Genomic DNA, 14,731 nt, shown 5'->3' on the forward strand with positions numbered 1-14,731 from the left:
AAAAAAACCAAAACGCCTTTAAAAAATTTGAAAATAGCAGTCGTTATATTAAACTGGAATGGAAGCGCATTGCTTGAGCAATTTTTACCATCTGTTATTGCATACTCTAAAGATGCAACTATTTATGTGGCTGATAATGCGTCAACTGATAATTCTGTAACATTTATTAAAACAAACTATCCTGAGGTTATAATTATTCAAAACTCAGAAAATGGAGGCTATGTAAAAGGCTATAATGATGCTTTACCTTTTGTTAAAGAAGATATTTATTGCTTATTAAATAGCGATATTGAAGTTACGCCTAATTGGTTAGTCCCTATTTTAAAAACATTTAAAGAGCAACCTGAAACAGCCATTATACAACCTAAAATTTTAGATTACAAAAGCAAAGAAAAGTTTGAATACGCTGGAGCTGCTGGAGGTTATATAGATAAATATGGCTATCCATATTGTAGAGGTCGTATTTTTAATACAATTGAAGTTGATACCAATCAGTACCAAAACGAAACCATTTTTTGGGCATCAGGTGCTTGCTTATTTATTAGACAATCTACATTTAAGGCTTTACAAGGATTTGACGAATCCTATTTTGCCCATATGGAAGAAATTGATTTATGTTGGAGAGCGTTTAACAAGGGTTATTTAACCAAATACATTAATAATAGTACTGTGTATCACGTTGGTGGAGCAACCTTAAACGCAAGTAGTCCAAAAAAAACCTATCTAAATTTTAGAAACAGTTTGTTTACTTTAACTAAAAACGCCAAAGGACATATTGCATTATTAATTTTTGTAAGATTAGTACTTGATGGTATTGCTGCCTTAAAATTTTTAATAGAATTTAAGCCTAAACATTTAATAGCAATTTTAAAAGCACATGTATCTTTTTACAAACATTTACCTAAGCTACTAAAAAAACGAAAAGCAATCTCGCAAAAAACTGGCTATTACCAGACAAAATCAATAGTTTACAACTATTTTGTTTTAAATAAAAAAACCTTTATCAAGTAAGTTTTTATTTAAAAAATAGAATAATTAAAAACTAAACGATATTTTATTTACGCTTTACTTATCCTGAAAAAGCACTGATTATTAACTGATTAAATATTTTAATTATTATATTAAATTTTAACCGTCAGTTTTAAACCTTATTTGCTTTTAGTTTTAGCAAAAGTTTTGTTAAAGCGTATTTTAACATTTTAATTATTTATACTTTTGGTGTGTATAAATTTAATTTATCATTTAAAAATTATGAAAAAAATCCTTTTATTTAGTGCAGGTGCACTACTATTATTAAGCTCTTGTGTGTCTAAAAAAGAATTTGCTGCATTAGAAGCAAAACAAAAAGAAACACAGGATTTATTAAACACAGCAACTGTTAAACTTAACTCTTGTTTAGCTGACGAAGCAGCATCTGCAGCGCGTTTAGCAGAATTACAAGCTCGTTTAGCAGACATGAAAGCAAATAATCTTGCATTGATTGAAAGCACAAAAGATATGACAATGTTAACCGCTCAAGGCGCTAAAAACGTTGAAAAATCTTTAGAAAGCTTAAAAGAAAAAGACTTAAGAATTACAAGATTACAAGATGCTTTAACTAAAAAAGATAGTGTAACACTAGCTTTAGTAACTAGCTTAAAGAAAGAAGTTGGATTAAACGATCCAGACATCGAAATCAATGTTGAAAAAAGCGTTGTTTTTATCTCTTTATCAGACAAGTTATTATTTAAGAGTGGAAGCTACAACATTACAACTAGAGCTAATGAAATCTTAGGAAAAGTAGCAACAGTTATTAATGGAAAACCAAACTTTGAAGCAATGGTAGAAGGTCACACAGACAACGTACCTTACAACAAAGGTGGTGTGCTAGTAGACAACTGGGACTTAAGCGTTAAACGTAGTACTGCTATTGTAAGAGCATTACAAGACTTAGGTGTTAAACCTCAGCAATTAATTGCAGCTGGACGTGGTGATCATTTACCTTTAGTACCAAATGATACTGCTGAAAACAGAGCAATTAACAGAAGAACTAAGATTTACATCTTACCTAAGATTGATCAGTTTTACGAAATGATTGAAACTGAAATGAAGAGTTTATCTAAAGAGAAATAATTCATTTAATTGAAATATAAAAGCCCAACCTTATAAGTTGGGCTTTTTTTTGTTTAAATTCCTATCGTTATTTACATCATGCGTTTAAGATAGATGTAAATAATCTGATTTTTAGTTGATGTGTTTAAAATATCAACTAAAAAATCTCGGTACTACCTTTTCCTTCTCTTATTATTTCAGGTTGTTCACCTGACAAATCAATAATTGTTGATCCTTGGTTACCTCCATAACCACCATCAATAACTAAATCTACTAGGTTATCCCATTTTTCTAAAATCAATTCAGGATCTGTGGTATACTCTAAAATTGTGTCATCATCTCTGATTGATGTGGACACAATTGGATTACCTAATGCCTTAACAATCTCTAATGCGATAGCGTTATTTGGCACTCTTATACCTACCTCCTTTTTCTTTTTAAAAGCTGCTGGCAACGTTTTGGATCCTGGTAAAATAAAAGTGTATGGTCCTGGCAAAGCACGTTTTAATATTTTAAAAGTTGTACTATCAATTTGCTTTACATAATCTGATAAATTACTAAGGTCATGACAAATAAAAGAAAAATTAGCTTTTTCTAACTTTACACCTTTAATCCTAGCGATACGCTCTAAAGCTTTTGAGTTAGTAATATCGCAGCCTAAACCATATACCGTATCTGTGGGATAAATAATAAGACCTCCTTTTTTAAGGATGTTTACTACCTTTTTAATTTCCTTAGGATTTGGATTTTCTTCATAAATTCTGATAAAGTCTGCCATAAAATTTTTTTTAAATATTATCCTATAAGCTCTAATTTTGCAAAACGTAGTAAAAGCTTTTTCTTTCCTCCAAATTCAAAATCAATTTCAGCTTTAACATCTCCACCTTTACCTTCGATACTTAAAACATCACCTCTACCAAATTTTAAATGTTTAACGCGATTACCTACTGCTAAATCTCCATCAAACAGATTTGCTTCTGCTGAAGGCTTAACTTCTGAAGCCTTTTTAAGTTTTTTAGGAGCACTAATTTCAAAATTTACTGGCTTAGATTTGTCTTTCTTCTTCAATTTAGGTTGCATTGGTTTTTTAAATCTCACTTTATTAGGTGGTGTGTCGCCAAAGATATCTGCAGACAACATTGGGTTAATGCGACGCTCTTCTATTGGTGTTATAATGTCTAAAAATTGATCGTCAATTTCTTCAATAAATCTACTTGGTTCTGAGTCTACTAATTTTCCCCAACGATAACGCGATAACGCATAGGTTAGATATGCTTTTTTCTCTGCTCTGGTTAAAGCTACATAGAATAAACGACGCTCTTCTTCAAGCTCGCTTCTTGTATTCATACTCATTGCACTTGGAAACAAGTCTTCTTCCAAACCAACGATAAAGACATTACTAAACTCTAATCCTTTTGAAGAGTGAATAGTCATTAACGCTACATGATCTGGATCTCCTTTGTCTCCATCAAGATCGGTTGCTAATGCGATATCTTCTAAAAACTCGGCTAAATCATCTTTAGAGTCTGCAATTTCCATTTGTCCTTCGACAAAATCCTTTATACCATTTAATAATTCTTCGACATTCTCTAAACGCGTGACACCTTCTGGAGTATTGTCTTTATTAAACTCTTTTATTAAACCACTAGTTTTAGTTACATACTCTGCTAAATCAAAAGCATTTGCTGTTTGATTCATTACCTGATAACTTTTAATAAGCGTGACAAAGTCTTTTAGCTTATTTTTTGTACCTCCATTTATATTTATATCTGTACTATCAATGTTTTCTAATAATCCAAAAATAGTTTTACCAGACTCATTAGCTGCAACCATTAATCTATCTATGGTTGTTTGACCAATTCCACGTGCAGGATAATTGATAACACGTTTTAAGGCCTCTTCATCAGATGGATTTAAAATCAAACGTAAATATGCTGTAACATCTTTAATTTCTTTTCTTTGATAAAAAGACAAACCACCATATATACGATACGGAATACTTCTTTTACGCAAAGCTTCCTCCATTGCACGTGATTGTGAATTGGTACGATATAAAATCGCAAAATCACTATTTGGCACATGGTCTGTCATTTTTGTCTCCCAAATGGCACTAGCCACAAAACGACCTTCGTCACCATCTGTTAAACTGCGATGCACTTGCACTTTAGGTCCATCCACATTTGCAGTCCAAACTATTTTATCTAATTTAGTTTGGTTATGCTCTATTACAGAGTTTGCTGCTCCTACTATATTTTTTGTAGAACGGTAATTTTGTTCTAATCGGTACATTTTTACATCTTCATAATCCTTTTGGAAATTTAAGATGTTACTAATGTTTGCTCCTCTAAAGGCGTAAATACTTTGTGCATCATCACCTACCACACAAATGTTTTGAAAACGATCTGCTAAAGCACGTACAATTAAATATTGACTGTGGTTTGTATCTTGGTACTCATCCACTAATATATATCTAAACTTATCTTGATATTGCGCTAAAACTGAAGGAAAACGCGTTAACAGCTCGTTAGTACGAAGTAATAAATCATCAAAATCCATTGCTCCTGCTTTAAAGCAACGCTCCACATAAGCTTGATAGATTTCTCCCATTTTTGGACGCCTAGCCATAGCATCAGCTTCCATTAATTCTGGATTATTAAAATATGCCTTGACTGTAATTAAACTATTTTTGTAAGAAGAAATCCTGCTGTATACCTGCTTGGTTTTATACAAGTCTTTGTCTAAACCCATTTCTCTAATTATACTACCCATTAATTTTTGAGAATCTTGAGTATCATAAATAGTAAAATTACTTGGATAACCTAAATGGTGACCTTCAAAACGTAATATTTTTGCAAAAACCGAGTGAAAAGTTCCCATCCACAAGTTTTTAGCCTCACTTGCACCTACAATTTCGGCTATTCTGCCTTTCATTTCTTTGGCTGCTTTGTTTGTAAAGGTTAATGCTAAGATGTTGAAAGAGTCTACACCTTGATTCATTAAATAGGCTATTCTATAGGTTAGCACACGTGTTTTTCCAGAACCTGCACCTGCGATAATTATCATAGGTCCTTCTTTTTGAACTGTTGGCGCGTATTGTGCTTCGTTTAACTGACTTAAATATTTCTCCAATTTTTATTCTTTTTTAAAAAAGCAAAATTAACCAAACCCTCTGTTTTTACTCTAAAGATTTGTTATTAATTATAAACAATCAATCATCTTTTTTACCGTCACCTGCCATAGCAGAGATTAAACCTGCTTGAGCATTTTTCCAAACAAAATTAAATATTGATTTAGTATTGTCGCGTTCTACTGTTTTAGTATTGCTGTTTCTAAAGTTATCTTTAGCGTCTTTGCTATCCTTTGAAACAAAAATGTTTATTATTTTGGATAGTATTTTATTTTTTTCGTTACCGTTTTCTTTAAGTAAAATAATATCAAAATTAGTGTACTTTGTTTTTAAATCCACATTAGAGGTTGTAGCATTTCCATCTATTGTAAACAGTGTTTGCATTAAATTACCTTCTAATTTTAAATTTAAATTAGGTTGCATAAATTGGTTTAAATGGTCTGCTTGTAAGTCTCCTAAATTTGCTTTAAAAATAAAGCCATCATTAGGATCATTAACATCAAACGACCAATCCACCCTAAGTGGTGTGCTTTGCATAAAGTTACAATCTATTTTAATTTCTGTTTTTTTAGGATTTAATTTAGTGTTACTTATGTGGTCTAAGCTTGCATTAAAGTCACTAAAAGTAAGCTGACCTGCTGTTTTATCTTGATTAACTTTTTCTTGGTAAACAATTTTACCTTCCACAATATTTATATGTTTAATATCTAATTTAACATTAAGCGACCTTAACATTGTACTATATAGGTCTTTTTGTGTTAAGTCGTCCGCAACTAACTTATCTCTGTAAATTGTCAAATCAGGTTTTGTAAAGGTAATTTTATCTGTGCTAAATCCCGATAATATGGTATTATCAAACTTAAAATCATAATTATCAATACGTATTTCTGGAGTTGCTAATTCAAAGTGATCACGCTCTGTGGTGATCACGTTTGATAATGCCACCTTATCATATTTTGTTTTTAAACTAAATCCAGATAAAGTCATTCTAGTATTATCTATTTTTAATTTATCAACACTTAAGTTTTCAAATCTGCTTATCTGATATTTTAAATTATTAGTGCTTAAAGTGCTAGATTTAAAATCGAAAAGCTTTGAAGACGCTAAATTATTATCAACAATAATCTGTGACATTGTAAAATCAAGATTGTTTGTGCTTAATAAAACGGAATCATTTTTGACATTAAAAACCTCAACTGAAGCCTTATTAACGCTAAGATATTTAATGTAAATTGTTTTTTTTATGTTTTTAAAAACAGACTCACTGCCTTGATCTGTATCAGCCAATGGGTTGTGGTAATAAGTTACTTTTGGAGTATCAAAATTTAAGTGATCAAACTTTAAATTGTCATTAAATAAATAGTTCCAATAACTAAAATCTTTAATAGATAAACTACTTAATTTAACCTGAGCATTGATTTGATTTGTCGTTTTTCCTTTGACTGTTAGCAAAGGGGATTTTAAAGTAATATTACCCTGTAAAAGACTAACATCTAAATCGTCATACAATAAAGATATATGCTCTGGTAAATTAACGATATAGTTTTTAAGTTTATTTTTAGCTATAGTATTTGCTATTACTAACGATAGTATTACCAAACCTATAAAGGCAACAAATCCAATTACTATTTTTTTTCTTTTTATGCTCATACTATAAAGATAAAACTAACAATCTTAAGTACCTCAATTTTTAAAAATCTTTAAGAAAACTTAATTGATTAAACTATCAGTTAATTAAACAAACACTTCAAAGATTACTCATAAATCAAAAAAATATTATGATTTATTTGTAAGATAAATAGTAACTAAAAATAGAGATATTCGTTACTTTTGAAAAAAACCGATTTTAAAACATGGATACATTAACAAACCTGATTTCAAACATTTCTTGGTGGCTTTGGATTATAATAGTATTAGTTATAATAGCTATTAGAGACATTGTTCAAAAAAAGCATACGATAAGTCATAATTTTCCAATTGTTGGACATTTTAGGTATATGTTAGAAAAAATTGGACCAGAATTAAGACAATATCTTGTAGCTAATAACAGAGAGGAGCTTCCTTTTAATCGTATTGAACGTGGTTGGATTTATGCGTCTGCAAAAAAAGAAAATAACTACGAAGGTTTTGGTACAGACAGAGATATATACGCACATCAACATATATTTATTAATAACGCAATGATGCCTTATAAGGTAGAAGCTAATCATCCACACGCAGCAGACATGTCGTTTTTACCTTGTGCTAAAGTTATGGGCGAATATAATAAACGTAAAAAACCTTTTAGACCAGGTTCTGTCATTAATGTATCTGCGATGAGTTTTGGCTCGCTTTCCGCGAAAGCGGTTGAATCTTTAAACAAAGGTGTAAAAATTGCTGGAGCTTACCATAATACTGGAGAAGGCGGTTTGTCTCCTTACCACAGTCATGGTGGAGACGTTGTGTTTCATTTTGGAACAGGATACTTTGGTGTACGTGCTGCAGATGGTGGATTCTCCATGGATAAAATGGTAAAATTAGTCGAAGACAATCCTTTTATTAAAGCTATTGAAGTAAAATTATCACAAGGTGCTAAACCAGGAAAAGGTGGTGTTTTACCAGGTGCAAAAATCACACCTCAAATTGCTGAAATCAGAGGTGTTGAAGTTGGTAAAGATGTATTATCACCTCCTAACCACAAAGCGTTTAATAATGTCCCAGAATTAGTAGACTTTATAGAAGCTATTGCTGATAAAACTGGATTACCTGTTGGTATTAAAGCTGCTATTGGTAAATTAGAACAATGGGAAGAATTAGCTGATATCATGGTAAAAACTGGTAAAGGTCCAGATTTTATTACTGTTGATGGTGGCGAAGGCGGTACAGGTGCTGCTCCACCAAGTTTTGCAGATCATGTTAGCTTACCTTGGGTTTATGGTTTTGGAGATTTATATAAATTGTTTCAAAGTAAAGGATTAAGCGAGCGTATTGTATTTATTGGTAGTGGTAAATTAGGTTTTCCTGCTAAAGCTGCTATGGCATTTGCTATGGGAGCAGATTGTATAAATGTTGCTAGAGAAGCCATGATGAGTATTGGTTGTATCCAAGCACAAGTTTGTCATACCAATACCTGTCCAAGTGGTGTCGCAACACAAAATAAGTGGTTGCAAAACGGAATTGATCCAACGTTAAAATCAGAACGTTTAGCACAATATTTTAAAACCTTTAGAAAAGAATTTATCGAAATCACTCATGCTGCAGGTTATGAGCATCCATGCCAATTTAAAATGACAGATATTGAAGTTAATGTGGATGACCACAACTTATCTAAAGAGCTAGACAGCACATATGGTTACAAAAAAACTGTGGTTCCGTTTAACGGAATACAAAGCTTAAAAGACTGTCGTTATCTAGGCGGAAAGGCTTAAAATGCTATAAAGGGGTTTCAATCGAAACCTCTTTTTTTTATTTCTATTTAAAACGCTATACAAACAAGTAGCACTTCTTACTATTACATTATCAGTTTACTTGTACAATAATTTAAAACATATTAAGTTTGTTACTTAACTAAAATTTATCCCATGGAACAACAGCTTTTAAACTTACTAATGTATACAGTCCCTTCTATAATTACAGGAGCAATTGCCTATCTGTTTTTTAGAGAACATATGCAAAACGAAGAAGAGCGTCGTAAATTTAATATTGTTAAAACCTTAAGTAAAGAGTCTTTACCTGTTAGATTACAGGCTTATGAGCGTATCACACTGTTTTTAGAACGTATCTCTCCAAACAAACTTTTGTTACGTGTGGCACCTGTATCTTCAGACAAGCAAGCTTACGAGGATTTATTGATAAAAAACATAGAACAAGAATTTGAACATAACCTATCACAACAAATCTATTTAAGCAATGACTGTTGGACTATTGTAAATGCATCAAAAAGTGCAACCATACAATTAATAAGAAAAGCAGGAATGAGTGATAAAATAGACTCTGCAAGCAAGCTTAGAGAAACCATTTTAAGCGAAATGATTGACAAGCCTGCACCAAGTAATGCTGGTTTACATTATATTAAAAAGGAAGTTGGAGAAATCTGGTAACAAATTTAAAAATATAAAAAAGCCTTATCAATTGATAAGGCTTTTTTTTATGCGTAATTATTAATTTACTATTTAAGGTATTGGCACTGTAGAGCTATACTCATCATGATTATCATATTTACCTTGCGCGTACAAATACCCTTGCAACCACCACTCTTCCATTAATTTTTTATTAAAAATCAATGAGTTTTCTGTTAACTTAGTTGGTGTGTAGTATAAGTTTAACTTTACATTTCTGTGTTTTGCTGCTAGTTTACCAATTGCAATATCTCCCTTTTCTACTTGATCCAATAAGTGACCAAACAAGTTTATCATTAACGAGAACGGGTTTTTACCCAACACCTTATTGTATTCTAAGTTTTCACTTTCTAAAACAATAGCATCAACTTCTGTTGCACCACGTAAAATAGCTTCCCTAATTGGTATTACACAACCTAAACCACCATCTGCATACTCAAAACCATCTTTTATAGCCAAAGACATAAACGGTATATAATTACAGGATATCCAAACCCACTCGCAAAACTCCTCGTAGCTGTAATCGTTAATAGACTTATATTCTACTCTGTTTTTAGATAGGTTTGTAACCGTAACAACCACATCTTCTTTAGTGGCTTTGATAATATCATATTCGGCTTTAGTAAAATGCTCCTTGATATGTTTTTTTAAGTTTTTACTTTCGCCAAAGGTTCGTTTTCTTTTTATAAATTGTAAAGCAGTATTAAAATAGTTAATCGATACATATTCTCTGTCTCCTTTTTTCTTAATCACAAATGGATTTATACTAAAAATAGAATTCTGATTAACATGCGTGTAAATATCATAAAGCTTTCCAATGTTTCCGGTCGCTAAATGCGGAATCAACAAACTTCCAGTAGACGTACCCAAAAACATATCGTACTTTTTACCTTCCTGCTCTATTAAATGTTGCGCAACGCCACCTGCAAATGCACCTTTACTTCCTCCTCCAGATATAACTAATGCTTTCAAATTATTGTTTTTGGTTATCCTGCAAATTACTAATTATAGATTTATATTTTTCATTTTCAGATAACAATTCTAAAAGTTGTTTAGCAAAACTTTTAAATCTCCAATTATAATGTTTTGAAGCCTCTATTAAATTAACCAAAGCTTTTTCATTAAACAAACCTAAACTAGCCAAAGTATCAAATGCGTTTTGCCTTAATGTAAAACTGTTTTTAGAATTTGTGTATTGCACTAATTCATTATAAAAAGCTTCAGTATTATTAGGCTCATAATCAGGAGTGGCAATAGCTAGCGCTAACCATAATACTCTAACATTATAATTATTAAAACCGTAAACCTTTTTAGTTTGGTCTAAATACAGGTTTCGCTTTCGCGGAAAATTAGCCCAGAGGTTATACAGTGCAGCTTCAATAGTTGTATAGGATTTATCTTGTAACAAAGATTCGTATTCCGATTGTAATGCCAACGGAATTTCGCGAACATGTTGCGCAATAGCTTGCCTTACTTTTACCGAATTTTCAAAATCCTTAGCCTGAATCTTATTTGGCATTTGACTAACCACTTTAATCTTAGTGTTATCAAATAAATAAGATGTTAAATAGTCCGAACACTTAGAAGAATACGCCTCACAATCAATTTGCAAATACCCATTTACAGCATCCGAATCCGATTTTAATTCCTCAATCATAACATCATATGGCAATAGCTTTGACTTTAACCAAAGACCAACAAAGTCTGTCAAATCCTGTCCCGAAGCTTTTTCAACTTCAACAATAAAATTTTTAGTCTCCACATTTTTAAAAGCATACGTATTCAAATAACTTTTAACAGCTTTTTTAAATGCCTTTTCACCAACTTGCTCACGTAACATATGTAAAACCCACGCACCTTTTTTATAAAACGTCGTGCTACTAGATTTTGGATCCAATAACATCGTGCCTTCTCCTGCTTTTTGCTGCTCCATTAACTCTTCTGCGTACTCATAAAGTCGCCAATAGTAATAATCATCTCCAAACACATCACGCTCTGCTAAAAGCGCGTAATACGTCGCAAATCCTTCTTGTAACCAATGGTGCATTCCAGAGGTTTCTGTTACTAAATCTCCAAACCATTGATGTGCTAGCTCATGTGCATTAACATTGACGTAATTTTTATCCACAAAACTAATGTCATCAATCATAAAGTCATCACTAAAAATGGTACAACTGGTATTTTCCATACCAGAATACAAAAAGTCTTTAACTGGTACTTGTTTATAATTTTGCCAAGGATAAGACACACCAATTTCGTCTTCTAAAAAGTCAAACATTTGTTTTGTGTAACGGTAGGTAGGTTCCACTTTTAGCGAATCTTCAGGATAGTAATATAATTCGATTGGAATTCCGCTTTTAGATGTGACAACCTGTTTATCATATTTCCCTATTGCTAATGCAACAAGATAACTTGACATAGGTTTTTGCATGTCATAATGCCAAGTAATAGTTGAATCGTTGACTTTTTTTTCAACCAACAAACCATTAGCAATAACCTGATAATCCTTATGATAAGTGATTGATAAATCAAATTCAATTTTATCATTCATATCATCAATACTTGGTAGCCAATGACTAGTATATTTACCTTGACCTTGCGTCCAGATTTGATTTGAATCTTCCTTTTCTGTAAAGTAGAGTGCTCTTTTAGGCTTTACTATGTACTCGATATTTAACTCGTGATACGTATTAGCTTTAAAAGCTGGTTTATATACAATTTGTTTTCCGTTATACTCAAAATCAAGATCATAATGATCATCATAAAAATTAATGATTTCCATATTTACAGCGTCAATAAATAAAGAATCAAAAGGCTTCAAAACTTTATAAATATACTTAGCTTTCCCTTTAACCGTATTATCTTTTTCAAAACTGACCTCAGCATTAATAGATATAAAATCAACAAATTCAGTTTGTTGCGCTTTCGCGGAAAGACATAAAAACGTAATAAATAGTACTAAGAAGTATCTCATAATTAGATTTAAACAAGGATTAGACCAAAATACAATTTTTTTGTGATGTCTTAACTCCTCTTTCTTTTGATTTCCTTAAAGGGAAATCAAAATTCATTCTGCTTTTTATCACTCGATTCATAATAAAATTGGCATAAAACTAAGCACAACTCGTCAGTTCGAGTGCTTCAACCTTAGGAGAAGTGTATCGAGAACCAAGCACTACTCTTAACGCTTCTCGATACAATTTGATCGTGCCTCACAAATCAATCGAAGTGACGATACGCAATAACTGTAACATACAAAGCAAATCAATTTAACTTTCACTTTAAATCAAAATAGATTAATTTCGTTGTTTATGAGTACTAACTTACAAACTCCAATAGATTACCTAAAAGGCGTCGGACCAAATCGTGCAGATTTGTTGCGCAAGGAGTTGGGTATTCACACCTATCAAGATTTAATAAATCTGTTTCCAAACAGATATTTAGATCGTACAAAATATTACAAAATCAACCAATTATTACCAAATGCAGCAGAGGTGCAAATTGTTGGAAAAATTGTAAAATTTGAAGAGATTGCCCAGAAAAGAGGCAAGCGATTAGTAGCCACTTTTAAGGACGAAACTGGCACTATGGAATTGGTCTGGTTTAGAGGTCAAAAATGGATTAAAGAAGGTTTAAAATTAAATGCAACTTACGTCATTTTTGGAAAAACAAACCTGTTTGCAAACAAGTATAATATGCCTCATCCTGACATAGAATTATTGTCGGAACACGAAGCCAATTTACGAAGTGCAATGCAAGCTATTTATCCTTCAACTGAGAAGTTAGCAAACCGAGGAATTAGCAATCGCGTGATGACAAAAATCATGCAAAATTTGTTCCTTGAAACCAAGGGTAGATTTGTTGAAACTTTGTCCGAAAAACTGCTCTCAGAAAACAAATTAATTTCTAAATCTGAAGCCCTTTTAAATGTTCATTTTCCGAAGGATCAAAACGCACTTTCTAAAGCCGAATTTAGACTAAAATTTGAAGAGTTATTTTACATACAATTACAATTAATTCTCAAAAATTTAATTCATAAAACTAAAATAAAAGGGTTTCCATTTACAACCGTCGGAACACACTTTAATACGTTTTTCAAAAACCATTTACCGTTTGAATTAACCAATGCACAAAAACGAGTACTTAAAGAAATTAGGTCAGATTTAGGTAGCAATGCCCAAATGAATCGTCTTTTACAAGGTGATGTTGGCTCTGGGAAAACAATAGTTGCGCTAATGTCAATGTTAATAGCACTTGATAACGGTTTTCAAGCTTGCTTAATGGCGCCAACTGAAATTTTGTCAGTACAGCACTATAATGGATTAATTGAACTATGCAACGAATTAGAAATCAGCATTAAACTACTTACAGGTTCAAGTAAAACTTCAGAACGAAGAGAAATACATAAAATGTTAGAAAATGGCGAATTAGACATACTAATTGGCACACATGCAGTTTTGGAAGACAAGGTTAAATTTAAAAATTTAGGACTTGCAATTATTGACGAGCAACACCGTTTTGGAGTTAAGCAACGTGCAAAGCTTTGGAAAAAAAACACCCTTCCTCCTCACGTTTTGGTCATGACCGCAACGCCAATCCCTAGGACTTTGGCGATGTCAGTTTATGGTGATTTAGACATCTCCATAATTGACGAATTACCTCCTGGAAGACAACCCATAAAAACAGTCCATAGATACGACTCAAATCGCCTAAAAGTTTTCCGTTTTATTCGTGACGAAATTGCTAAAAAAAGACAGGTCTATATCGTCTATCCTTTGATCCAAGAAAACGCCCAAATGGACTACAAAGATTTGATGGATGGGTATGAAAGTTTGACGCGAGATTTCCCGATGCCAGAGTATCAAATTTCCATCGTTCATGGCAAAATGAAACCTGCAGATAAGGAGTTTGAAATGCAACGTTTTGTTAAAGGAGAAACACAAATTATGGTCGCAACTACCGTTATAGAAGTTGGTGTAAATGTACCCAATGCTTCGGTCATGATAATTGAAAGTGCAGAGCGTTTTGGACTGTCACAATTACACCAATTAAGAGGTCGTGTTGGACGAGGTGCAGAACAAAGTTATTGCATATTAATGACCAGTCATAAATTGTCCGAAAATAGCAAAACACGCATCCAAACCATGACTAGTACAAATGATGGTTTTGAGATTGCCGAAGTGGATTTAAGACTTCGTGGACCAGGAGATATTATGGGTACACAACAAAGCGGAATTTTAAATTTACGCATCGCAGATATTGTAAAAGATAACGACATTTTACAACACGCGCGTTATTGGGCAAAAGACCTTTTAACTAAAGATCCAAGTTTAAGTAGTCCAGAAAATGCAATTATTTTAGAGACTTACCGACAAATGAGTAAGTATAAAAACATTTGGAATTACATTAGCTAAAA

The 14,731-nt window shown here is 32.3% G+C and carries 10 protein-coding genes; 5 read left to right on the forward strand and 5 right to left on the reverse strand.

Going from position 1 to position 14,731, the window contains the following annotated elements; all coding sequences use genetic code 11:
* Window positions 1-27 precede the first annotated feature (27 nt).
* Complete coding sequence (locus WNY60_RS11955) at window positions 28-1,011, forward strand: glycosyltransferase family 2 protein (protein WP_342862518.1); 984 nt, start codon at window positions 28-30, stop codon at window positions 1,009-1,011.
* A gap of 240 nt (window positions 1,012-1,251) precedes the next feature.
* On the forward strand, window positions 1,252-2,112 hold the full coding sequence (locus WNY60_RS11960) for an OmpA family protein (protein WP_028282978.1): 861 nt from the start codon (window positions 1,252-1,254) through the stop codon (window positions 2,110-2,112).
* A gap of 136 nt (window positions 2,113-2,248) precedes the next feature.
* Here WNY60_RS11960 and WNY60_RS11965 read toward each other — a convergent pair whose 3' ends face one another.
* From WNY60_RS11965 to WNY60_RS11975, 3 genes are all read right to left on the reverse strand, one after another.
* Entirely contained in the window at window positions 2,249-2,869 is a 621-nt protein-coding gene (locus WNY60_RS11965; protein ID WP_342862519.1) for an L-threonylcarbamoyladenylate synthase, read from the reverse strand.
* Window positions 2,870-2,886: 17 nt separating this feature from the next.
* Window positions 2,887-5,220, reverse strand: a complete 2,334-nt coding sequence (locus WNY60_RS11970; protein ID WP_145001231.1) for a UvrD-helicase domain-containing protein — start codon at window positions 5,218-5,220, stop codon at window positions 2,887-2,889.
* A gap of 79 nt (window positions 5,221-5,299) precedes the next feature.
* Window positions 5,300-6,868 carry a hypothetical protein gene (locus WNY60_RS11975; RefSeq protein WP_342862520.1) on the reverse strand — a complete coding sequence of 523 codons (1,569 nt, stop codon included), beginning with the start codon at window positions 6,866-6,868 and terminating at the stop codon, window positions 5,300-5,302.
* A gap of 203 nt (window positions 6,869-7,071) precedes the next feature.
* Here WNY60_RS11975 and WNY60_RS11980 point away from each other — a divergent pair, with 203 nt between their 5' ends.
* Together WNY60_RS11980 and WNY60_RS11985 are read left to right on the forward strand one after the other, a co-directional pair.
* Window positions 7,072-8,625, forward strand: a complete 1,554-nt coding sequence (locus WNY60_RS11980; RefSeq protein WP_292949367.1) for an FMN-binding glutamate synthase family protein — start codon at window positions 7,072-7,074, stop codon at window positions 8,623-8,625.
* A gap of 153 nt (window positions 8,626-8,778) precedes the next feature.
* On the forward strand, window positions 8,779-9,297 hold the full coding sequence (locus tag WNY60_RS11985) for a hypothetical protein (RefSeq protein WP_145001225.1): 519 nt from the start codon (window positions 8,779-8,781) through the stop codon (window positions 9,295-9,297).
* A 72-nt stretch (window positions 9,298-9,369) separates the two neighbouring features.
* Here WNY60_RS11985 and WNY60_RS11990 read toward each other — a convergent pair whose 3' ends face one another.
* Window positions 9,370-10,287, reverse strand: a complete 918-nt coding sequence (locus WNY60_RS11990) for a patatin-like phospholipase family protein (protein WP_145001223.1) — start codon at window positions 10,285-10,287, stop codon at window positions 9,370-9,372.
* Window position 10,288: 1 nt separating this feature from the next.
* The gene (locus tag WNY60_RS11995; RefSeq protein ID WP_342862521.1) at window positions 10,289-12,289 is read right to left on the reverse strand and encodes a M1 family metallopeptidase; all 2,001 of its coding nucleotides are present in this window, start codon (window positions 12,287-12,289) and stop codon (window positions 10,289-10,291) included.
* Window positions 12,290-12,626: 337 nt separating this feature from the next.
* On the opposite strand from WNY60_RS11995, the gene recG reads away from it, so the two are divergent.
* Window positions 12,627-14,729: an ATP-dependent DNA helicase RecG gene (gene recG / locus WNY60_RS12000; RefSeq protein ID WP_339808996.1), complete on the forward strand. Its 2,103-nt coding sequence runs from the start codon at window positions 12,627-12,629 to the stop codon at window positions 14,727-14,729.
* The last annotated feature ends 2 nt before the right edge of the window (window positions 14,730-14,731 follow it).

It is taken from the genome of Olleya sp. AS48, assembly GCF_038900355.1.
Lineage (GTDB): Bacteria > Bacteroidota > Bacteroidia > Flavobacteriales > Flavobacteriaceae > Olleya.

Excerpts from the sequence above, each read along its gene's own strand:
- WNY60_RS11960 (WP_028282978.1), top strand. The coding sequence starts at position 1,252 with ATGAAAAAAATCCTTTTATTTAGTGCAGGTGCACTACTATTATTAAGC.
- WNY60_RS11965 (WP_342862519.1), bottom strand. The coding sequence starts at position 2,869 with ATGGCAGACTTTATCAGAATTTATGAAGAAAATCCAAATCCTAAGGAA.
- WNY60_RS11975 (WP_342862520.1), bottom strand. The coding sequence starts at position 6,868 with ATGAGCATAAAAAGAAAAAAAATAGTAATTGGATTTGTTGCCTTTATA.
- WNY60_RS11980 (WP_292949367.1), top strand. The coding sequence starts at position 7,072 with ATGGATACATTAACAAACCTGATTTCAAACATTTCTTGGTGGCTTTGG.
- WNY60_RS11985 (WP_145001225.1), top strand. The coding sequence starts at position 8,779 with ATGGAACAACAGCTTTTAAACTTACTAATGTATACAGTCCCTTCTATA.
- WNY60_RS11995 (WP_342862521.1), bottom strand. The coding sequence starts at position 12,289 with ATGAGATACTTCTTAGTACTATTTATTACGTTTTTATGTCTTTCCGCG.
- recG (WP_339808996.1), top strand. The coding sequence starts at position 12,627 with ATGAGTACTAACTTACAAACTCCAATAGATTACCTAAAAGGCGTCGGA.